Here is a 20,139-nt window from a genome sequence, read left to right as displayed (position 1 = left end):
CGTCAGTAGACGTACACCACCGCGTTCTCGCCGCCGCTGCACGTGACGACCTGGCCTTCGGGCAGGCAGTTCATGGTGTAGCTGCGGCCGGTGACCGGGCTGGTCGCGACGACCGAGCGCGGCGCGTCACGAGTCGCGTTCTGCGTCTGGCCGAGTGCGGCATAGGCTCTGCGCACCTCCTCGGCGAACGCGCAGCTGGTCACGGCGGTACCCGTCGCCGACTGGGTGAACGTCCCGGCGGCGGCCTGCCCCTGGCCGCACGGCTTCGCGCCTGCGGGCAGCGTGACCTGGGTCGGCTTCGCCGAGGTCGACGTGGCCGACGGGGCCGATGTGCGGCTCGGCGCCCGAGTGGTGGGCCCGGCCACCGGCGCGGACTCCTCGGAGTGCGCGGCGGCGGAGGTCGTCTCGACTTGCCCGCGGCCGAACGATTGCCAGGCGATCGCGCCGCCGACGGTCAGCGCGACGATGGCGAAAACGGCCACCATGATGGGCAGCGCTATAGAGCGACTCGGACGAGACTCGGAGTAATCGGGTTCGTCGTACTCGTCATAGCCGTACTCCGGTTCGTCGCGGCCCAGGGGGCGGCCGGTGCGCGCGGGGTAATCGCCATGCGGCGGATAGTCGGTGCGAGCCGCGAGTGCGTGGTCCTCCGCCGGCGCCAGATACTGGGTCGGGGCCGAGTCCGGTGCGGGAAGGCGGTCGGGCGTGCCGTGCGGTGCGGGTGGCTGTTCTCGATCCGGATACTGCGGGTAGTTCCCGAGCCCAGGATGACTTTCGGCGAAGACGTTTTCGGTGGCCTGCGAATAGGGTTGCGGCGGCGTATCGGAATACGCCTGCGCCACAGTCGGTTCCGCGTATACCCGCGTGGAATCAGGATCGGCGTACGCGGAGTCATCCGGCTGTCCCGGGTACGCGGCATCGAAAACCCCCGGCGCGGCTGAACCCTGCCCGAACACCTGCGATGGCGGCGCGGCAGGCTCCGGGTACACCCGAGTGGAATCAGGATCGGCGTACGCGGAGTCATCCGGCTGTCGCACGTACGGGGAATCGAAATGCTCCGGCGCGGCGGAATCGGCGTAGCCCTGCGGGTACATCGGAGTCGGGCGGGCGGAGGGCTGCGGCGCTTGCGGAAACACTCGTGTCGGCGGCGCGGCAGACTCCGGCGCCTGCGGATATCCCGCCGCCTCCAGATACGCCTGGGTTTCCGGATACAGGTGCGCGTCCGGGAAGGGACGTATCGGAGGCAAGTCCACCTCCGGCGGGAACGGGGCTCGCGGCGGCTCCGGCGCGTCAGCAGACGGAAGCGGCGTGAACTGGAACTCCGTCGGCCGGACCACCGTCGGCGCGCTCGGATGGATCACGGGCAGCTCGCCGGTCGATTCCGGCGCGACCGCCGCACCGGCCTGCTGCGACCGGTCGGGCGCGCGCACCACCAGCGTCGGCCCGGTGGCAGGCGCCGAGGTGAGGGCGGCGCGGGCAGCCCTGGCCAGCGCGGTCGCGGTCGGGTAGCGGTCGGCCGGGTCCTTGGCCATACCGCGGTTCACCACCTCGTCCAACGCGGCGGGAATGCCACTGGCCTGCGCGCTCGGCCGCGGCGGCGGATCGGACATGTGCGATTTGATCAGCACGTTCATGCTGGCCGCCGGGAACGGCGTCGCTCCGGTCAGGCACTCGTGCAGCACGCAGGCCAGCGAGTAGACGTCGGCGCGGCCGGTCACCGGGCCGACGTCGAAGCGCTCAGGAGCCATGTAGATGTAGGAGCCGACGGCCATGCCGACCAGCGTCACCGCGCTGTCGCCTTCGGTATGCGCGATACCGAAATCGGCTAGATACGCGAAATCCGCGTCCGTGACAAGGATGTTCGCCGGTTTCACGTCGCGATGCACCAGATTGTTCGCGTGCGCGGCGTCGAGCGCCGAAGCGATCTGCTCGATGATGCCGACGGCGCGAGCGGGGCTCAGCGGACCCTTGCCGCGCAACAGGGTGCGCAGATCGACGCCCCGGACCAACCGCATGTCGATGAACAGCACCCCGTCGATGACGCCCCAGTCGTGGATCGGGATGACGTGCGGTTCGGCCAGCCGTGCCGCGGCCTGCGATTCTCGCCGGAAACGTAACTGGTACATCGGGTCTTTGGCGAGTTCTTCGGAGAGCAGCTTGACCGCGACCACCCGGTCCTTGACCGTGTCGTACGCCTCGTATACCTCCCCCATTCCCCCCTTGCCCAGCAACGACCGCAGTTCGTACGGCCCGAACCGCGTCCCGGTTCTCGGCCCAGGTTCCTGCACCCGTCATCCTCCGCATCCCGGGCCTGGAACGCACACCGAGATCACGCGGTACGCGACCGGAGCCTGCCCGTCATAGATTGGATTCTCCGGGTGTCACCACCCCGTGGTCAAACGCGAACACGATCGCCGCGGCCCGATCCCGCAGCTCGAGCTTGCCGAAGATATGCCCCACATGGCTTTTCACGGTCACTTCCGAGATGCCGAGTTCACGAGCGATTTCCGCGTTCACCCGGCCGCGCCCGATCAGTTCGAGCACCTCGTATTCGCGCGCGGTCAGCTCGGACAGGCGTGCATCCGTGGTGGTGCGCACCGGGCGTACGGTGCGGTAGGCCGACAGCACGCGGCCGGTCACCGCGGGGTCGAGCCAGGCGCCGCCGCCCGCGACCATCCGTACCGCGCGAATGAGGTCCTCGGCGGGCGAGTCCTTGAGGATGAATCCGGCCGCGCCCGCGCGCAGCGCTCCGGACAGCAACTGATCGTCGTCGAAAGTGGTGAGCACCAGGACCGGCGGAGCCCCGTCGCGCGCCCGCAGCATCCTGGTCGCGTCGATACCGCCGACCCGTTTCATCCGCAGGTCCATCAGCACCACGTCGGGGCCGACCTCCGCGACGGCGGCGGGCACCTCATCGCCGTCGGCGCATTCGGCGACCACGAATCCGTCCCGCCTGCGCAGGATGCGCCGCAGACCGCCGCGCACGAGTTCCTGGTCGTCGACCACCAGCACGGTTACGGCGTCCTCGCCACTGGCGGGTGTCGGCACGCTCACGACCGCACCCCCGTGGCGTTCGGCTCCGACCTGCACGACGGCACGCTCCGTTCTCGGTTCACTCGCCGGTGAACGCGCACAACGCCACCTCGTCGGCCGGACCCGACAACGCCCGATGCTCCGGTTCGCCGACGCTCGCTCACGAAACCTCCCGGCCGGTGGTGGAGGTTCCCGGCAGCACCGAACACGAGAATCCGCCGCGACCGGGCGCGAGCGGAATACCTGCTCGCACCGACCAGCCGCGGCCGGACGGGCCCGCCGTCATGCGGCCGCCGAGCAGTTCGGCGCGCTGCCGCATACCGGACAGACCCATGCCCGCGCCGCGCTGGGCGGGCAGCCCGGCGGGCACCGTGTTGTCCACCGTGAGGGTGACCATCGTCGTGTCCACCGCGACCCGGATCCTGGCGGACGCGCCGTGCGCGTGTTTGACCACGTTCGCCAGCGACTCCTGGCCGATCCGGTACAGCGCGAGCCCGACCGCGGGCGACACCGCGCCGAGATCGCCCTCGCGGTCGTAGCGCACGTCCAGACCGGCCCGCACGAAATCGCCGACCAGATCCTCGATGTCCTCCACACCCGGTTCCGGCGCCTGCTTCCAGGGGCGCGCGTCGAGCAGGCCCACCGTGCGGCGGATGTCGGCCATCGCCTGCCTGCCGAGCCGTTCGGCGTCGGTCAGCGCTTCCACGGCTTCGTCCACGTCGCGGTCGGTCTGCAGCGCGTGCCGGGCGGCGGTGAGATGCAACAGCGTGACGCTCAGCGAGTGCGCGATCACGTCGTGCACTTCCCGGGCGATCCGGCGCCGCTCCTCGTCGGCGGCCTGCGCGGCGCGGATGTCCTGATACCCGCGTTCCTGGTAGAGGAAGCGGCGCTGGTACTGCAGCATCAACCCGGCCATCCAGCCGAAGGCGATGCCGACCAGATAGGTCGGCAACCCTTCGGTCACATGGCCGATCACGGCGAAAGCGACCAGTTGCAGCATCATCGCGATGGTGACCGGGATGCTTACCCGTTTCGGCGCGATCGCCGCGATCTCGCCCGCGGCGGCCACCAGGACGAACGGCGCGAAATCGGCCTCGACCGGTTGAGCGAGGAACAGCGCCTCGGCCGTCATCGCCATCGCGCCGAGCAGCAGCGGGCGCGGCAACACGCCGAGCAACGCGTGCAAGGGACCGAAAGCGCAGGTCAGTAGCACCGCCACGATCGGAAGCAGGGTCGGGAAATAGCTGTGCCGCTGGATCGCCGCCGCGACCGCCACGGCGAAGACCGCGATGTCGACGCTGACGATCACCGAGGGCGGGTAGTCGTAGGGCAACTCCTCGACGCTGCGCCGGAAGGCCGCGACCGGATCGCGCGCGAACTCGGCGCACCGCTCCCCGACACGCCGCACCGAGGACGGCACGCGGCCCGCGCGAGGCGTACCTGGCGATGCTTCGGATACGCCGGTCGAACCCATTCTGTAAGGCTAGCCGCCTGATCCGGGCGGGTACATCGTCCCGCGAGCGGGCCGCCGCTCCTACCGTGGTCGGAGACGCATTCGGGTCCCTGGCACGACGACAACAAGACGGTCGCGTCCGTAGCGTTGGCGGTATTCACAGAGGAAGGCGATGGCCATGTCCTGGACGGATCAGCACGCTCGAACCGACATCGTGCACACCGTACTCACCCGCGCGGCGCTCGACCCGGCCGATCCCGACCTGTTCGCGGGACTCCCCGATCTGGATCGGCTGTTCGGCGGCGAGGACGGGCTCCTGCTCACCTTGCGCTACCGGTGGAATCTCCACTTCGCCGCGAAACTCGACCAGGGATCGACGGCGATGGAGGCCTATCTCGAACTGGCGGCCGAGCAGCCGGTGCTGCGCGCGGTGCTCGACGCACAGTATCGTCGCCGCAAACTCGCGTCGGAGGCCATGGCGCGGTAACGCGCGACGAGGAACGAAGAACTTTGATCGACCATACGGAGCGGGGGACGACGATGCCGGAACCGGCAATGCTGGAACTATCGGGCGTGACGAAGGAGTATCGGGTCGGCGGCCAGGCGGTCCGCGCCCTCGACGACGTCGCATTGCGCATCGAGACAGGGGAATTCACCTCGATCATCGGGCCGTCCGGTTCCGGTAAGAGCACCCTGTTGCATCTGCTCGGCGCGCTGGACAGTCCCGACGCGGGCTCGATCCGGTTCCGGGGCGAGGAGATCGGCGTGCTGGACGAGGAGCAGCAGTCGGAATTCCGGCGTCACCAGGTCGGATTCGTCTTCCAATTCTTCAACCTGCTGCCCACGCTCTCGGCGTGGGAGAACGTGGCGATACCGAAACTGCTGGACGGCACGGGTTTGCGCAAGGCCAAGCCGCGCGCCCTGGAGTTGCTCGACCGGGTGGGCCTGGCGGCGCGGGCCGAACACCGCCCAGCCGAATTGTCCGGCGGGCAGATGCAGCGGGTGGCGGTGGCGCGGGCGTTGATCATGGACCCGCCGCTGATCCTGGCCGACGAGCCCACCGGCAATCTCGACTCCAAGACCGGCGCCGCCATCCTCGAGTTGCTCGGCGAGATCGCCGCATCGGGTAGTTCGGTGGTGATGGTGACCCACGACATGGGCGCGGTGACCTACTGCGACCGTGTGATCACCCTGCGCGACGGCCGGATCGGGTCCAACGACAAGGTCGAGCGGACGGTCAACGCGTGAACGGTCGGCGGCGCGGCGTGGACATGCGGGCGAGAAGGGAAACAGCATGATCGGCGCGGCGTGGGATCGCCTGCGGCTGTTCAACATCGGCGAGCTGCTCGCCCATCGCGGCCGCACCTTCATGTCGCTGATCGTGATGGGCGTGTCGGCGTCGCTGCTGGTGGCGGTGCTGAGCATCTCCGGATCGGTCACCGGCTCGGTGGACAGACTGACCCGCGGCCTGGGCGGGAAGGCGCAGCTGGAGGTCAGCGGGATCACCGACGCGGGATTCGACCAGCAATTGCTGCGGCGGATCGCGACCACACCCGGCGTCGCGGTGGCGGTGCCGATGCTGCGGGCGCAGATCGGCACCGGCGCCGACCGCGCGCTGCTGATCGGCGCCGACTCGAACATCGGCGCGCTGGGCAGCGAATTGACCGCGCCGATGAGCGCTTTCACGGGGAAGCTGCTCTCGGTGCCCAATGGGGTGCTGGTGGGCACCGGGCTCGGCCGCACCGAGGGCGAGCAGTTCGCGCTGGGCGGCACGACGGTCACGGTCGCGGGTGTCCTCGACGCGGAGACCTCCCGGAAACTCGACGACGGCCACCTCATCGCCGCCCCGCTCGGGCTGGCGCAGAAGATCACCGACCGCGCCGGGCGGCTGGACTCGGTGCAGATCATTCCCGCTCAGGGCGCCGATCTCGGCCAGGTGCGCGCGGCACTCACCGACGCGGTGGACGGCCGCGCGGTGGTGGCCGAGCCGAGTCTGCGCACCGCGCAGGCGGGCGGCGCGGTGCAGATCGTCCGCTACTCCACCACCATGGCGTCGGCGGCCGCGCTGATCGTCTCGGCGTTCCTCATCTACAACGCGATGAGCATGGCGATCGCCCAGCGCAGGCCGATGCTCTCGCTGCTGCGCGCGATCGGCGGCAAGCGCGGCCCGATGGTGCGCGACCTGCTGGCCGAGGCGGCGCTGCTCGGCGTGCTCGGCGGCGCGGTCGGCGCGGCGCTGGGTGTGTTCATGGGCAGCATCGCGATCGGCACACTGCCCACCGCGATCGTGCAGTCCGTGGAGGCGCGCACCGAATACTCGGTGCCCTGGTACGTGATTCCGTTCGCCGTCGTGGCCTGCGTGTTCACCAGCGTGCTCGCGGCCTCCCTCGCCGCCCGCCAGGTGTACAAGGTCCAGCCCATCGAGGCGCTGGCTCCGGTCGGAGCGGGCCGGACCGACACCGCGAGCCCGCTGCTGCGCTGGCTCGCCGTCATCGCAGGTGGCGGGCTGGCCGGGGCGGCGGTGCTGATCGCGAGCAGCGATCTCGGCCGCTACTCGCTGACCGCGATCTCGATGTCGTTCATCGCCGCGATCCTGATCTGTTTCGCCGCGACCGGCCCGATCGTGCGGGCCGCGGCGGGGATCGCGCGCTGGTTCCGCGCTCCCGGCGCCCTGGGCGCGACCACGCTGGAGCGTTCGCCGCGGCGCGTGTGGGCGACGGCGATGACGGTGATGATCGGTGTCGGGGCCACCGTCGGCATGAGCGGCGCGTCCAGCAACATGATCGACTCGGCCACGGTCACTTTCACCGATCTGGCCCGCAACGACGTCTACGTCAGCCCCGCCTCGATGGCGCAGTTCCCGACCGGGCCGCTGCTGCCCGCGGATCTGGCGGGCAAGCTCGCGGCGGTGCCCGGCGTCGCGCATCTCAGCCCGGCGCAGATGGCCTTCGCCACGCTGGGCGGCAGTCGCGTGATGCTGCAAGGGTTTCCGCCCGACGCCAGGGAAACGCGGATGCGCATGCTCACCGACGAATCGGTCGCCCGGCTGTCGGCCGGGGAAGGCGTGGCCATCTCGCGCGACGTGGCGCGCTCACTCGGCGTCGGCGCGGGCGCGGAACTGACCCTGCCGACCCCGACCGGCCCCCACACCGTGCGTGTGTTGCAGGTGATTCCGTACTTCTCCGCCATCGCCGGCGTGGTGATGATGGACCTGAACCTGATGCGCAGCTGGTACGAACGGCCCGGGGAGACGGTCATCGCGGTCGACATCGCACCGGGCGCCGACCGCGCGGCGGTGTTCGCGGCGATACGGCAAGTGGTGCCGCCGGAGTTGAACGTGGACACCGGCGCGGACACGGTGGTGGCCGCTTCGTCGAGCATCCGGCAGGGCATGGCGATGAGCAACGCCATTCTCTGGATCGTGGTGCTGGTCGCCACGGTCGCGTTGCTCAACACGTTGATGCTCTCGGTGCTGGAGCGCCGCAGGGAACTCGGCGTACTGCGTGCCATGGGCACCGGGCGCAAGTTCCTGATGCGCTCGGTGCTGGCCGAGGCCGCCGGTATCGGGATCGTCGGCGCGGTGCTGGGTCTGGCGCTCGGCGCGTCGGTGCAGTTCCTGGGCACGGTCGCCATCGGACACGCCCTGACCATCGACGTGGCCTACCGGCCGAGCCCGATGCTGCTGGTCTACGCCGTGATCGCGCTGGCGCTGGCGCTGCTCGGGTCGATTCCACCCGCGTTGCGCGCGGCCCGGCTGCCCATCGTGGAGGCGCTGGCCGTCGACTGAGACTCCGGGTTCACAGCGGCAGGTCGGCGAACCAGGCCTTGAATTTCGCCGAGGTGATGCCGAACCCGGAGTTCGGCATGCTGTCGGTGAGGGTCACCGTGGCGAACAGCAGGTAGTTCGACCGGGCCGGGTCGTCGGCGAAGTCGACGACGAGATAGCCGTCCGGCAGTCCGCTCGCTTTCTCCTGCCACCGGTAGGTCGAATACGACTCGCCGTTGTTGCGTTCGGTCGTCGCGGTATTCGACGGCAGGTCCCGCACCGCGGCCTGGGCGTCGGCGGACGACTTGAAGCCGATGAGGACGTAGTCGGGCTCGTCGATCGGTGCGCCCCAGCAGTTCCAGGCCGTCGCCCAGTTCGGGAAGTCGGGTACGCCGTTGGCGCTGGATACCTTGCCGCCCGGCTTGGCGGTGCCGAGGAAGCAGGTCTTGCCGCGATAGCCCGGTCCGGAGCCGATGTCGTATTTCGTATCGACGCCTTGCGGCAGCAGCTTCGGGAACGCTTCGGCGAGTTTGTCCGCGGCGGACGGGCCCGACGGCGTCTTGGTGGGGAGGTCGAGCGGCGAGGCGGAATTCGAGAATCCGACCTTCGCGACGACGATGCCGACGCCGACCAGCAGCGCCACGATCACCAGGACGATGGTCACGATCAGGCCGGTATTGGAGCGGCCCTGCGACGGATAACTCGGCTGGTGGGGCGGATAGGCGATCGGCGCCGGAGCCGAAGGCGGCGGCGCCGCAGGGTAACTCGGCTGCGGAGCCGCCGCGGCGTAGCCATTGGACGCCGAGAACTGCTGGCCGCTCATGGGGTTCGGGTTGTACTGCGGTGGAGCGGTATAGCCAGGGGCGGACGCGGTGGGGACGTAGGTCGGCGGACTCGCCTCCGGCCCGGGATAGGCCGGTTGCGCGAGGACGGTGGGCGCGGGCTGCGGTTGGTACTGCGCGGCCACCACCGTCGGAGCGGGCTCGGTGAGCGCTCGCCGCGCGGCCGAGGCGAATTCGACGCAGGAGACGTATCGGTCGTCGGGTCGCTTCGCCATGGCCTTGGCGATCACCGCGTCCAGCGCGGGCGACAGACCGGCGCGCCGGGCCGCGACGGAGGGCGGCGGCAACTGGAGGTGGCCGCGGATGATGTCGGCGGGGGCGGGCGCGTCGAACGGGGCGACGCCGGTCAGCAACCAATACAGCGCGCACGCCAGCGAGTACTGATCGGAGCGGTGGTCCAGGTGGGCCCCGGTCATCTGCTCGGGCGAGGCGTAGGCCAGCGTCGCGGTGAACATGCCGGTCTGGGTCAGGTGGGTGGAATCCTCACGCAGCCGGGCGATGCCGAAATCGGTGAGGAAGACCCGCTCACCGTGGCCGCCCACCGCGCGGGCCAGCATGATGTTCGCCGGCTTGACGTCGCGGTGCAGCACCCCCATCCCGTGCGCGTAGTCCAGGGCGGACGCGACGCCTTCGACGATCTGCACGGCACGCTCCGGCGGCAGGTTCTGCGGGTTCACCGTGGCCGCGTCGACGCCGTCGACGTACTGCATGGAGATCCACAGTTGCTCGTCCTCGGTGCCGCGGTCGTACACCGCGACGATGTTCGGATGGTCCAACTGCGCCGCCAGGTCCGCCTCCCGCTCGAAGCGGGCCCGGACCTCCACGTCGGTGAACAGCTCCCGGTTGAGCAGTTTGAGCGCGGTCTGCCGAGGAAGTCTGGGATGACGGGCGAGATACACCGATCCCATGCCGCCCTGACCGAGGAGCTTCTCTATGGTGAACCCGGCGAACACCGCACCGCTGTCGAGCAACACGCCCCCTTCAGGTGACCGCTTTCCTACCGATCCTGGAGCCTACCGGGTGACGCCGTGGCCACGGGGTTTCGAATTCTCCGGGAAGATCGGCAAAACTATGTTCGAGACATCGTGCCGTCGACGCCGCCGCGCGCCGCGGTGATGTCTCTCGTCCGGTCACCGACCGGACGGGCCCGATGAGATATTTTGCACCGCCGTTCTACAGCGCGACGCGTCACCGGTGGTGGGGAGGACTCGGTGGTGAGGTCGACGGGATCCGCTTCGTCGTGTCGTTCGGTGCTGCGCGCCGCAGCGATGGTGGTGCTGCTCACGCTGACTTCGTGCACGCTGCTTCCCGGCAATCGGGCCGACACCGATCCCCCTGCGGTCGTCGTCGACACCGCGGGGGCGTGGCGGCCGCGGCTCGCCATATCCATGCCCGACTCGCTGGCCGCCGATTTCACCCAGTTACAGCCCCAGCTCGGCGGACAGGTCGGCATGGCGATCATCCCCGTCGGCGGGGGCCGGATGACCGTCTTCGGCGACTGGGTCAGCGGCATCGCGTGGTCGACGATCAAGGTGCCGCTCGCGATCGCGGCGCTGCGGCACGACCCGCACGAGGGCATCATCCACGACGTGGAGGCGGCCATCACGTGGTCGGACAACGACGCCGCAGAGGCGCTGTGGCAATCGCTCGGCGACGGGCTGGAAGCGGCCAAGGCGGTGCAGGACGTGATCGACGAGGCGGGCGACGCCACGACCGGGGTGGCGGGCCCGCGCACCACCTTGGACTACACCTCCTTCGGCGGCACCGAATGGACGCTGGCCAATCAAGCCCGCTTCGCCTCCCGGCTGCCGTGCCTGCCCGAGTCGTTCCAGGTCACCGAGCTGATGACGAAGATAACGCCCGAGCAGGCATGGGGTCTTGGCGTCCTGGAGGGCACGGCCTTCAAAGGCGGCTGGGGTCCCGACGACGACACCGGCGTCTACACCGTCCGCCAGTTCGGCCTGGTGCCGGTGCGGTCCGGCATGGTCGCCGTCGCGCTGGCGGCGACGGCCGATTCCGGCAGCTTCGACGACTCCACCACCATCCTGAGCCGGATGGCGCGGATGCTCGGCAGTCATCTCGACGAACTGCGCGGCGGGTCCTGCCCGCCGATGTGACCCGGCTCAGCCCGGGGTGACCAGGCCGGTTTCGTAGGCCAGCACCACGGCTTGCGCCCGGTCGCGCAGATTCAGCTTCGAGAACACCTTGGAGACATGGGTTTTCACGGTTTGCTCGGCCACGAAGAGGGTTTCGGCGATCTCGGAGTTCGACATGCCTTTCGCGATCAGTTCCAGCACTTCCCGCTCCCGGGGAGTCAGCGCGGACAGCTGCGGCGACGGCTTGGCGCGGGCGGCGCTGCGGCGGCGGGTGACGTCGGCGATGAGTCTGCGGGTGACCGTGGGCGCGAGCAGCGCCTGACCGTCGGCGACCACCCGCACCGCGCGGACCAGTTCCTCGGCGGGCGCGTCCTTGAGCAGGAACCCGCTGGCGCCGAGGCTCAGCGCCTCGTAGACGTAGTCGTCGATGTCGAAGGTGGTGAGCATCAGCACGCGCACCGGCGGGTCGAACCCGGCCGCCAGGATGGCGCGGGCCGCGTCGAGCCCGTTCATCTCCGGCATGCGCACATCCATCAGCACGACGTCCGGGCGCAGCCGCTTCGCCTCGGCCACCGCGACCTTGCCGTCCGCCGCGTCGCCCACCACGCTGATATCCGGCTGCGCGGCCAGCAGCGCCCCGAACCCCTGACGGACCATCGCCTGGTCGTCGGCGATCAACACCGTAATTGCCACCAGCTCACCCTAATTGCCCCGTACGACTGCGCGTCGCGCCGACCGGACGCACGAGCATGCCAGGGGCCCACTGTCCCGACTGTGCATCGACGGGCATGCTCGCCCCGTGTCCGAGGCCGGCACATCTGATCGCCGCTCGGGCGCTGCGGCCACGGTCTGCTCTGATGCGATGTCTCGACACCGCTCAACTCCCGATTCGGTGTCGTGCCCGGCAGCCTCGGGCGCTTTGTGCAACGGCGGCACATGCCTTCCGTCGCTGACTCCGATCGGCATCCGCAGGAACCCGCAGCGCACTGCGCATCCTCCCGGCGGTGCTCAGCGTCCTGGTTCGCCGTGCACCGCGCCGGCACCGACAACTGCGGCAGCCGCTTCCGGCACGGTGAGCGGGAAGCGCGCGTGGACCCGGAATCCGCCGTCCGCGCGCGGCCCCGCCGTCACCTCGCCGCCCACGGCCAGCGCTCGCGCCTGCATACCCGCGATGCCGTGGCCGCCGTTGCCGACCGTCCGGGCGGGCGTGGCCCCCGGCTCGTTGTCGACGTCGAGCCGCAGCTCCGCGTCGCGGGCGATACGCACCTGGACCGGCGCGCCCGGGGCGTGCCGGGAGGCGTTGGACAGTGATTCCTGCACGACGCGGAACAAGGCGAGGCCGGTGGTCTCCGGGATCGTGTCCAGCGCACCCTCGACGGTCCACTCGATGCGGACACCAGCGCGGCGCGCGCCCTCGAACAGGCCGATCACGTCGGCCGCCTTCGGCTGGGGCGCGTGCTCGGGCAACTGGCCGTCGCTGCGCAGCACACCCAGCATGCCGCGGATCTCGTTGAGCGCTTCGCGCGCCGTGGCGCCGATCGACTCGAACTCGGCGCGCGCGGCCGGGGTGACGCCCTCGACCCGGTACGGCGCGGTCTGCGCCTGCACTACCACCAAGGACATGTGGTGGGCCACGACGTCGTGCAGATCGCGGGCGATGCGCGCCTTCTCCTCCAAGATGGCCCTGCGTGCCCGCTCGAGTTCGTTCTCCTCCTCCTGGCGCACCAGCTGTCGCCGCGACAGTGCCAGCCAGCGGACGAGCAGTCCGAACAGCACCAGCGCGGCCAGCGCGATCGGCCAGCCCCACGCGGCGTTCGCGAACGCTTCGCCCTCGCCGGGCATGGTGGTCGCGAACAGCAGCGCGGTCGCCGCCCAGGACACCGCCACGATCTGTCCCGGGGCGCGCAACGCCACCGCGAACAGCAGCACCAGCACACAGAGCACGTGCACGACCTGGAACGGCAGGTCGTTGTTCGGCTGATGCGGGATCGCCAGCGCGATCACCAGCGCGGAGCCCGCCGAGATGGCCCAGCCCAGCGCCGGGTTGACCCGGACGAGCAGCACCGGGAACGCGGCGAGCGCCGCGATGAACGGCTGCGCCGCGGCGGGCACCGCGTGGGTCAGGTGCAGGGTCGGCCAGGCCACCGCGTACCAGATCAGCGCGACCAGCACCGTGCCCAGGTCGAACCAGGTCCGCGCGTCCAGCCGTCGCGTCCAGCCGCGACTTTCTCGGTTCATGCCTACGACACTAGGAACTCCCAGTTCACCGCGGCCTCATACCCACGGGTGATTTCCGCCCCGATACCCCGGTGTGAGGCGGCGCGGCGGCTCCCCCGGCGGCACGGCGCGCGAAACCTCCCCGGGCGTGAGGCGGGACCGGAAAGCCGGCCCCTAACGTCGTCGCCATGAGCACACCGACCAGCGCCGGGCGCGAGACCCGGTTCGCTTCGGCCGTAGGAGCCCGAAATCATTCCGCCGCAGCCTCTTCCGTCACCGCGTACACGCGACGCTACGCCGCGCTCACCGCGACCGCGCTGACCACCGTGGCGGCGACGGTCTTCCTCTCCCCCGCCCCGCGGGCCGCCGCGGCGGCCGCGCCGATCGAGAGCCCGCAGGCGAGCGCCGCCGTCGCCGAGCTGGCCGCCGGTGGCCCCGACGCGCTCACCGCGATCCCGGCGGACTTCGTAGCGTCGTTCGGTTACCGGCCCAGCACGGTGGACGGTTTGCTGGTCGATCCGCACGGCGACTGCTCGTCCCCGGTGACGCTGCCCGCCGAGTTCGACGCCGCGTGCAAGGCCCATGACCTCGGCTACGACCTGTTGCGCTACGCCGACCAGCGCGGCGAACCGCTGGGCCCGTGGGCGCGGCAGGCCCTCGACGCGTCGCTGGACCGGCAGATGCACCAGGCCTGCGCCACCCGCGTGGACCCGTTCTCCCGCGCCCGCTGCGATGCGATGGCATCGATCGCGAACACCGCGGTCGATCTGAACTCGCGGCGGCAGGATTACGGCGCACCGGTGGTCGAGCCCCTGTTCGATGCCGCCGAGTCCGACTCCGCGTCGAGCTGGAAGCTGCTCGGCGTGCTCGTCGCCGGAATCGCCGGTCTGGGCGCGGCTCTCGTCGTCCACAACCGGCGGCGTGGCCCCGGACTCGCGGATTGCCCGCCACCTGCGTCCGTCGCGGCAACGGTGCGGCGATGACGGCGTTCCCGAACCGCCGTCTCCGACTCCAGGCACGACCGCCGCGGATCGGCACGACACTCGGCATCGGGCTCGGCACACTGGCGTCGTTGGCCCCGGGTCTGCTCCCTCGCACGCCGGGCGCGCAAGCCGTGCTGACCGGGCTTCTCGCGGCGCTGACGCTCGGCGTGGCCGGAACGCTGCGAATCATCGTGCGGCGACGGGGTTTCGACTTCGATCGGCACCATGCGTGGCTGCGGCTGCCCCTGCTGATCGCGATATCGGTGCTGGTGGTGGGAGCAGCGGCGAACGCGGGACACTGGCAGAACCGGCTGCGCGCCGCGATGGGCACGCCGCCGATAGGCGCCGACTACTGGGTGCGCTGCGCGCTCGGCGCGGCGGTGATCGTCGGGCTGTTCGCCGCCGCCACCCGCTCGATCGCCTGGTCTTGGCGGAAACTGGGCTGGTCGCGGGGCGTCTCGCTGGCCGCCGTCGCGGCGGTGCTGCTGTACCTGGTCGGTGTGCCCGCGGTGGTCGGATGGCGGGAGGCGGCGTACGCGCGGGCCAACGCCGAGCTGGATCCCACTCTGGTGCGACCGGTTTCGCACGCCGGGTCGGGTAGCGCGGAGTCGGCGGTGAGCTGGACGTCGCTGGGCGCCGAGGGGCGCAAATTCGTGAGCGACGCGTCGGTGCGCGCCGTGCGGGTCTATGTCGGGGTGGCCTCCGCACCCGACCTGGACAGCCGTGTCGCGCTGGCGATCCGGGAACTGGAACGGTCGGGCGGCTTCGCGCGCTCGCACCTGGTCGTCACGGTGCCCACCGGATCGGGCTGGATCGACGCGAACGCCGTGGCGGGGTTCGATCGGCGCTTCGGCGGTGACGTGGCGCTGGTCGGGCTGCAATACTCCTATCTCCCGAGCTGGGCGACGTTCGTGTTCGGCCGGGAATCGGCGGTGACGGCCGCTCGCGCCTTGTTCACCGCCGTCGAGCGCCACATCCAAAGCCTCGCGCACAAGCCGAAGCTGTACCTGTACGGGCAGAGCCTGGGCGCTCTGGGCGGCAACGCCGTCTTCGCCGACGACGCCGAGCAGGACGACCGAACCTGCGCGGTTCTTTGGGCGGGTCCACCGGCCGACAATGTCCACCGCGCCGGCGCGACCGTGCTGGCCAATAGCTCGGATCCGGTGATCCACTGGTCGCTTTCCCAGCTGTGGCGCGCGCCCGACCTGACCGGCGCCCGCGTCGACGCTCCGGTTCCGCGATGGCTTCCGGTGCTCAGCTTCGCGCAGACCACCGCCGATCTGCTCGCCGCGCTGCACGCTCCGCCGGGCCACGGCCACCGGTACGGCCAGGATCAAGGGACGGCGATGGGCTCGTGCTGAGCTGTTCGGCACGCCACTCGCCAGCGACCGCCATAGAACATGTTCTAATTTCTTCATGGCCTTCGTCATCGACCTCGCCGCCGACATCGACGCCCCAGCCGACCTGGTGTGGCAGGTGATCACCGACTTCCCGCGCTACGGCGAATGGAATCCCTTCGTCACGGAGTGCCGCAGTTCGCTGGTGCCCGGCGAGCCGATCGACATGCTCGTCCAGGTCTCCGGCTCGAAGCCGCGCAAGCAGCGGGAATGGATCCGCTCGCACACCCCCGGCAGCGAGCTGAGCTACGCGATGAAACCCGTGCCCCTGGGCGCGCTGCACAGCCTGCGCTCGCACACTGTGACGCCGCTGCCGGACAACCGCACGCGCTACGAATCGCACTTCGAACTCGGCGGATGGCTGCACCCCGTGGTCGTCGCCTCGCTCGGCAAGAATCTGCGCCGGGGTTTCGAGGGCATGACCGACGGCATCAAGAAGCGGGCCGAATCGCTGCGCGCTTCCTGAGGGCCGCCGCCCAGCCGTCCGACCGGACCGGGGAAACTTGATGAAAGCTGTTGCGAACGCCAAGGAGACCGCCCAGTTGACGGACGATCGATCAACCCCACCCGAGCAGTCTTTCGACGACGATGACTACGACGTCGGCCTGGAAGATCCGGTCATCGAGGGCGACGCGCCGACGACGTGGCAGGAATTCGCCGCGGACGCCCGCACGAGTGGGTCCAGCGATCTCGCGCCGATCGTGCAGAGCCTGGAAGCCGGGGACGCCACCCTCCCGTCCAACGCCCGTCTGATCGAGTAGACACCCGCGGACTCAGGCACGCAGATAGGCCAGCGCGGCGTCGAGGGCGGCGTCGGCATAGTCCTCGGTGAGACCACCGAGGCCGAGGGACCACCGCATCTGCACCGGACCGAGCAGCAGATCGATGGCGAGCTCGAGATCCAGATCCGCGCGCACTTCGCCTGCGGCGACGGCGGCGGCCAAGCGGTCGGCGACAGCGGCGCGCTGGGGCAGCAGCAAACGCTCACGGTAGGCGGCCCCCAACTCGGCGTCCTGCTGGATTTCGATGTACATCGCGCGGAGGAAGGATTCGAACCCGGGATCGGTCAGCGCGACGACCGAACCGCGCAGCAACTGGCGCAGATCGGCGGCGATGTCGCCGGTGTCGGGTAGCGCGGGACCTTCCGGCCCCGAATCGGATTCGAGCATGGCGTCGAACACCACCGCCCCCTTCGACGGCCACCAGCGGTAGATCGTCTGTTTGCCGACACCCGCGCGGGCCGCGATGGCCTCGATGCCCAGCTTCGCGTAGGACACCTCGCGGATCAGCTCGGCGGTCGCGGCGAGTATCGCCGCACGGGAGCGCTCGCTGCGGCGCGCGGCGGTGGCAGTCTCGGGCATGCCGTCACGGTAGCAGGTGACGAGACGAAACGTATCGTCTTGACAAGGCGCGAGCGAATTGGCACGGTATTCGACGAGACGGAGCGTCTCGCGACGAAGGGATCACCCATGACCAGAACGTGGTTCATCACCGGCGCAAGCCGCGGACTCGGCCGCGCCTTCACGACGGCCGCGCTCGCCGAGGGGGATCGCGTCGTCGCGACCGCCAGAAACCCGGAGGCCCTCGCGGGCATTGCCGACGACCGCCTCACCGTGTTGCCTTTGGACGTTCGCGACCGCGCCGGCGTGATCGCCGCCGTGGACAAGGCGTTCGCGCTGACGGGCACGATCGATGTGCTCGTGAACAACGCGGGTTACGGCTTGGTCGGCGCCGTGGAGGAACTGACCGAGACACAGATACGCGACCAGATGGACACCAACTTCTTCGGCGCCCTCTGGGTTTCCCAAGCGGCGGCGCCCCATCTGCGCACGCAGGGTTCGGGACACATCGTGCAGATCTCCACGGTCGGGGCCGTGGGCAGTCTGCCCCTGTTCGGACTGTACAACGCGAGCAAGTGGGCACTGGAGGGATTCAGCGCCTCGCTCGCGGACGAACTGCGCCCCTTCGGCATCCGGGTCACGCTCGCGCAGATGGGCGGCTTCGACACCGACTGGGCCAAGTCGAGCATGCGATTCGCCAGCGGCATTCCCGCCTATGCGCCGGTGCGCAACGCCATCCTGGGCATGCCGGACTACCCGGCCGAGGCGACCGGAACGGAGTCGACCGAAGCCGAGCCGGCGAACACACCGAACGAGCCCGCCGCTCCGGTCGAATCGGGCACCGACACCGAGCCCGAGTGGATCGAAGCGCCTCCGGAGGTCGGCGCCGCGGGTCTGATCGAGTTGGTGAACATGCCGAACCCGCCGCTACGCAAGATCATCGGGCCTGGCGCGCACCAGATGGTCGCACTCGCGTTGGATCAACGACGCGCCGACTACGCCGGCGACCCCGAATTCACCTGGCCCGCCTGATTGTTCACCGAGCCGCTCGGCACCGCGGGTGCGGTGAGCCGAGCGGGTCGGTGCGAAATATCAGGCGACGGGACCGCGGGCGGCCTCGTAGGCCGCGCCCACCCGGTAGAGGCGATCGTCGGCGAGCGCGGGGGCCATGATCTGGAGGCCGACGGGCATGCCGTCGTCCTTGCTCAGCCCGGAGGGGACCGACATGGCGGGGTGACCGGCCAGATTGGTCGGGAGGGTGCACAGGTCCGACAGGTACATGGCCAGCGGATCGTCGACCTTCTCGCCCAGCTTCCACGGCGTGAACGGGCTGGTCGGCGAGACGAGCACGTCGACCTGCTCGTAGGCCTTGTCGAAGTCGCGGGCGATCAGCGTGCGCACCTTCAGCGCCTGGCCGTAGTAGGCGTCGTAGTAACCCGCCGACAGCGCGTAGGTGCCGATCATGATGCGCCGCTTGACCTCGGGGCCGAACCCGGCCGCGCGCGTGGCCGCCATGACCTGCTCGGCGCTGTGCTGACCGTCGTCGGCGACGCGCAGGCCGTAGCGCATCGCGTCGAACCGCGCGAGGTTCGACGACACCTCCGACGGCATCACCAAGTAGTAGGACGACAGCGCGTATTCGAAGTGCGGACAGGACACTTCGATCACTTCGGCGCCGAGATCCTTCAGCACCGCCACGGCGGCGTCGAAGGAGGCGAGCACGCCGGGCTGGTAGCTGTCGGAGTGCAGTTCCTTCACCACGCCGATCTTGACGCCGCGCAGATCGCCCCGCGCCCCGGCGCGCGCGGCGGCCACCACCGGCGGCACCGGCACGTCGCGCGAGGTGGAGTCGCGCGGGTCGTATCCGGCGATCACCTCGTGCAGCAGCGCCGTGTCCAGCACCGTTCGACCGCACGGACCGCCCTGGTCCAGCGACGACGCGCACGCGACCAGGCCGAAGCGCGACACCGTGCCATAGGTGGGTTTGGTGCCGACGGTGGCGGTGACGGCCGCGGGCTGGCGGATCGATCCGCCGGTGTCGGTGCCGATGGCCAGCGGGGCCTGGTGCGAGGCCAGCGCCGCCGCGGAGCCGCCGCCCGAACCGCCCGGGATGCGGGTGGTGTCCCACGGGTTGCGGGTGGGACCGTAGGCGGAGTTCTCGGTGGAGGAGCCCATGGCGAACTCGTCCATGTTGGTCTTGCCGAGGATCGGGATGCCCGCCGCGCGCAACCGCGTGGTGAGGGTCGCGTCGTACGGCGACACCCAACCCTCGAGGATCTTCGACGCACAGGTGGTGGGCATGTCCGTGGTGGTGAACACGTCCTTGAGCGCCAACGGAACTCCGGCCAGCGGCGAGGCGGGCTCGGCGCCGGAGGCGATCGCGGCGTCCACCGCGGCCGCGGCCTCCAGCGCCTGCTCTCCCGCGACGTGCAGGAAGGCGTGGTACTCGCCGTCGACCGCGGCGATCCGGTCCAGGTGCGCCTGGGTGACCTCGACCGAGGACAGCTCGCGGCCGTGGATCTTGTCGGCCAGCTCGGCCGCCGACAGCGTCGTCAAGACGGAATCGTGATGCGATGCTGCGCTCATTCGCCCTCCCCCAGAATCTGCGGCACCATGAACCGCTGCTCGTCCACGGCGGGCGCGCCCGACAGCGCCTCCCGCGGGGTCAGGCCCGGCACCACCTCGTCGGGACGGGTCACATTGGTCGCCGGGTTCGGCGACGCCGTAGCCGGGACGTCGGCGGCGGCTACCTCGGAAATGGTCCGCACGTGGCTCAGGATCGAATCCAGCTGTCCGGCGAACTGATCCAGTTCCGCGTCGGACAGCGCGAGCCGGGACAGCCGGGCGAGGTGTGCGACCTCGTCGCGGGAGATGGCGGGCACCGCGGGACCCCTTTCGGCTTCGTTATCAACAGTGCTCAACCCACACAGCCTAGCCACCGGGGACCGGGTCACCACCCGGCACCCGGGCTTCGTCGGCGCGGCGGAGGAACCATCGCCCAGCAGGCCCCCG

At 70.2% G+C, this 20,139-nt stretch carries 18 protein-coding genes; 9 read left to right on the top strand and 9 right to left on the bottom strand.

Features of this window, described 5'->3' with window-relative positions; translation table 11 throughout:
• Nucleotides 1–2 precede the first annotated feature (2 nt).
• The 3 genes from ACFV2O_RS21870 to ACFV2O_RS21860 all read right to left on the bottom strand — a co-directional run bounded on the left by ACFV2O_RS21870 (nucleotide 3) and on the right by ACFV2O_RS21860 (nucleotide 4,507).
• Nucleotides 3–2,288, bottom strand: coding sequence for a protein kinase (locus ACFV2O_RS21870; RefSeq protein ID WP_379253364.1), 2,286 nt, complete (start codon nucleotides 2,286–2,288; stop codon nucleotides 3–5).
• Nucleotides 2,289–2,358: 70 nt separating this feature from the next.
• On the bottom strand, nucleotides 2,359–3,012 hold the full coding sequence (locus tag ACFV2O_RS21865) for a response regulator transcription factor (protein ID WP_355078833.1): 654 nt from the start codon (nucleotides 3,010–3,012) through the stop codon (nucleotides 2,359–2,361).
• Nucleotides 3,013–3,193: 181 nt separating this feature from the next.
• Nucleotides 3,194–4,507 carry a sensor histidine kinase gene (locus tag ACFV2O_RS21860; protein ID WP_379253362.1) on the bottom strand — a complete coding sequence of 438 codons (1,314 nt, stop codon included), beginning with the start codon at nucleotides 4,505–4,507 and terminating at the stop codon, nucleotides 3,194–3,196.
• 157 nt (nucleotides 4,508–4,664) lie between these two features.
• Here ACFV2O_RS21860 and ACFV2O_RS21855 point away from each other — a divergent pair, with 157 nt between their 5' ends.
• Genes ACFV2O_RS21855 through ACFV2O_RS21845 form a run of 3 tightly spaced genes read left to right on the top strand, consistent with a single transcriptional unit; the run spans nucleotide 4,665 to nucleotide 8,273 of the window.
• A complete protein-coding gene (locus ACFV2O_RS21855; RefSeq protein ID WP_355078811.1) occupies nucleotides 4,665–4,973 on the top strand; it encodes a hypothetical protein in 309 nt (102 codons plus the stop codon).
• Between the two features lie 53 nt (nucleotides 4,974–5,026).
• On the top strand, nucleotides 5,027–5,734 hold the full coding sequence (locus tag ACFV2O_RS21850) for an ABC transporter ATP-binding protein (RefSeq protein WP_355078810.1): 708 nt from the start codon (nucleotides 5,027–5,029) through the stop codon (nucleotides 5,732–5,734).
• Between the two features lie 46 nt (nucleotides 5,735–5,780).
• On the top strand, nucleotides 5,781–8,273 hold the full coding sequence (locus ACFV2O_RS21845; protein WP_379253361.1) for an FtsX-like permease family protein: 2,493 nt from the start codon (nucleotides 5,781–5,783) through the stop codon (nucleotides 8,271–8,273).
• A 10-nt stretch (nucleotides 8,274–8,283) separates the two neighbouring features.
• Here the strand turns inward: ACFV2O_RS21845 and ACFV2O_RS21840 are convergent, their stop codons facing one another.
• On the bottom strand, nucleotides 8,284–10,068 hold the full coding sequence (locus tag ACFV2O_RS21840) for a protein kinase (RefSeq protein ID WP_379253360.1): 1,785 nt from the start codon (nucleotides 10,066–10,068) through the stop codon (nucleotides 8,284–8,286).
• 276 nt (nucleotides 10,069–10,344) lie between these two features.
• On the opposite strand from ACFV2O_RS21840, the gene ACFV2O_RS21835 reads away from it, so the two are divergent.
• Nucleotides 10,345–11,211 (top strand): hypothetical protein, encoded by an 867-nt coding sequence (locus ACFV2O_RS21835; RefSeq protein ID WP_379253359.1) that lies wholly within the window; start codon nucleotides 10,345–10,347, stop codon nucleotides 11,209–11,211.
• A 6-nt stretch (nucleotides 11,212–11,217) separates the two neighbouring features.
• Here ACFV2O_RS21835 and ACFV2O_RS21830 read toward each other — a convergent pair whose 3' ends face one another.
• Together ACFV2O_RS21830 and ACFV2O_RS21825 are read right to left on the bottom strand one after the other, a co-directional pair.
• Nucleotides 11,218–11,883 (bottom strand): response regulator transcription factor, encoded by a 666-nt coding sequence (locus ACFV2O_RS21830; protein ID WP_039799687.1) that lies wholly within the window; start codon nucleotides 11,881–11,883, stop codon nucleotides 11,218–11,220.
• 315 nt (nucleotides 11,884–12,198) lie between these two features.
• Complete coding sequence (locus ACFV2O_RS21825) at nucleotides 12,199–13,428, bottom strand: sensor histidine kinase (protein WP_379253358.1); 1,230 nt, start codon at nucleotides 13,426–13,428, stop codon at nucleotides 12,199–12,201.
• Between the two features lie 167 nt (nucleotides 13,429–13,595).
• Here ACFV2O_RS21825 and ACFV2O_RS21820 point away from each other — a divergent pair, with 167 nt between their 5' ends.
• From ACFV2O_RS21820 to ACFV2O_RS21805, 4 genes are read left to right on the top strand one after another with little or no spacing between them, the layout of a single operon-like run.
• Nucleotides 13,596–14,390: a hypothetical protein gene (locus ACFV2O_RS21820; protein WP_379253357.1), complete on the top strand. Its 795-nt coding sequence runs from the start codon at nucleotides 13,596–13,598 to the stop codon at nucleotides 14,388–14,390.
• Complete coding sequence (locus ACFV2O_RS21815) at nucleotides 14,387–15,751, top strand: alpha/beta-hydrolase family protein (protein ID WP_379253356.1); 1,365 nt, start codon at nucleotides 14,387–14,389, stop codon at nucleotides 15,749–15,751. The genes ACFV2O_RS21820 and ACFV2O_RS21815 overlap by 4 nt, the downstream gene beginning before the upstream one ends.
• A gap of 55 nt (nucleotides 15,752–15,806) precedes the next feature.
• Nucleotides 15,807–16,253, top strand: coding sequence for an SRPBCC family protein (locus ACFV2O_RS21810; protein WP_379253355.1), 447 nt, complete (start codon nucleotides 15,807–15,809; stop codon nucleotides 16,251–16,253).
• A 40-nt stretch (nucleotides 16,254–16,293) separates the two neighbouring features.
• Nucleotides 16,294–16,548: a hypothetical protein gene (locus tag ACFV2O_RS21805; protein ID WP_379253354.1), complete on the top strand. Its 255-nt coding sequence runs from the start codon at nucleotides 16,294–16,296 to the stop codon at nucleotides 16,546–16,548.
• Nucleotides 16,549–16,560: 12 nt separating this feature from the next.
• Here ACFV2O_RS21805 and ACFV2O_RS21800 read toward each other — a convergent pair whose 3' ends face one another.
• A complete protein-coding gene (locus ACFV2O_RS21800) occupies nucleotides 16,561–17,148 on the bottom strand; it encodes a TetR/AcrR family transcriptional regulator (protein WP_379253353.1) in 588 nt (195 codons plus the stop codon).
• 108 nt (nucleotides 17,149–17,256) lie between these two features.
• Here ACFV2O_RS21800 and ACFV2O_RS21795 point away from each other — a divergent pair, with 108 nt between their 5' ends.
• Nucleotides 17,257–18,159, top strand: a complete 903-nt coding sequence (locus ACFV2O_RS21795) for an SDR family NAD(P)-dependent oxidoreductase (RefSeq protein WP_379253352.1) — start codon at nucleotides 17,257–17,259, stop codon at nucleotides 18,157–18,159.
• A 60-nt stretch (nucleotides 18,160–18,219) separates the two neighbouring features.
• Here ACFV2O_RS21795 and gatA read toward each other — a convergent pair whose 3' ends face one another.
• Together gatA and gatC are read right to left on the bottom strand one after the other, a co-directional pair.
• A complete protein-coding gene (gene gatA, locus ACFV2O_RS21790; protein ID WP_379253351.1) occupies nucleotides 18,220–19,713 on the bottom strand; it encodes an Asp-tRNA(Asn)/Glu-tRNA(Gln) amidotransferase subunit GatA in 1,494 nt (497 codons plus the stop codon).
• Complete coding sequence (gatC, locus tag ACFV2O_RS21785) at nucleotides 19,710–20,009, bottom strand: Asp-tRNA(Asn)/Glu-tRNA(Gln) amidotransferase subunit GatC (RefSeq protein ID WP_067797657.1); 300 nt, start codon at nucleotides 20,007–20,009, stop codon at nucleotides 19,710–19,712. The genes gatA and gatC overlap by 4 nt, the downstream gene beginning before the upstream one ends.
• Nucleotides 20,010–20,139 lie beyond the last annotated feature (130 nt).

Origin of the sequence: Nocardia sp. NPDC059691, assembly GCF_042733915.1 — a bacterium.
In the GTDB taxonomy this organism is placed as follows: Bacteria; Actinomycetota; Actinomycetes; order Mycobacteriales; family Mycobacteriaceae; genus Nocardia; species Nocardia sichangensis.
Note: the sequence above shows the minus strand (reverse complement) of the source record. Positions and strands in the feature narration are given on the sequence as shown.